Below are 768 nucleotides of genomic sequence, written 5' to 3'. Positions count from 1 at the left end.
ATTATTATCTAATAGACATCAAATTATAAATGCAGAACAAGTAGTTCATTTTGATTCGTTCAGTCCAGAAGTTGACCAAGGTAATTTCACTTTAAAAGATTTTAGTGAACATTCTGCAGATAACAAAGCAACTTGGGTTGTAGAAAAAAATCGTAGCTATATGGTTATGAATGATCACAATAATCGTAAATTACGAGTTACACCTTATTTTGATGGAAATCCACAATTACCATTTGGAGAAACAATTTTTAAAGAATTTGTTGTTGAAGGCGGTAGATTAAAAGGATTTTCTAAAGGTGTAAATTTGAATGCTTATCGTGTAAGTGGGAATGGGGAACCGTTACTAGTTGACCCAGAATTATTCCCAAATATTGATGTAAATGCTTATTTACGTCCTGAACCTAATAAACGATTAATGCGTCGTCAATTAGTTGAAGAAAGACGCTTTAAGCAAGGGGTGTAGTTCAATGGCCCATTATAATGATGAAAATGCTGCAAGTGAACAACTAGATGAATTGGAACATATCAACACCTCTGTAGAGATAGAGGAGGAAGAAGATTTAAGAAGAAGGTTGTTAAACAAACAACCTTCTTCTAAAAAATCTAAAAATAATGTTGTTCCATTTAGAGACGGAGATAATGAAGAGGATAAAGATGGTGCTTCTGAAAGGTTAGAACGTAGAAAACAAAGAGATCAGAATAGAAATAAAACCCAAAAGAAAGAGCAAGCTAGACAAACAACAAATGATAGTAGTACTGGGAAAATTG

At 32.9% G+C, this 768-nt stretch carries 2 protein-coding genes; both read left to right on the top strand.

Annotated features, from left to right (window positions below; translation table 11 throughout):
- The coding region (locus RCF13_RS07415; protein WP_308141031.1) for a hypothetical protein at nt 1–463 on the top strand (463 nt) is incomplete at its 5' end.
- A gap of 4 nt (nt 464–467) precedes the next feature.
- A partial coding sequence (locus RCF13_RS07410) for a hypothetical protein (RefSeq protein WP_308141030.1) occupies nt 468–768 on the top strand: 301 nt, incomplete at its 3' end.

The organism is Stenotrophomonas maltophilia group sp. RNC7 (assembly GCF_030910085.1).
Lineage (GTDB): Bacteria > Pseudomonadota > Gammaproteobacteria > Xanthomonadales > Xanthomonadaceae > Stenotrophomonas > Stenotrophomonas sepilia.
This window is presented reverse-complemented; position numbering and strand designations above follow the sequence as displayed.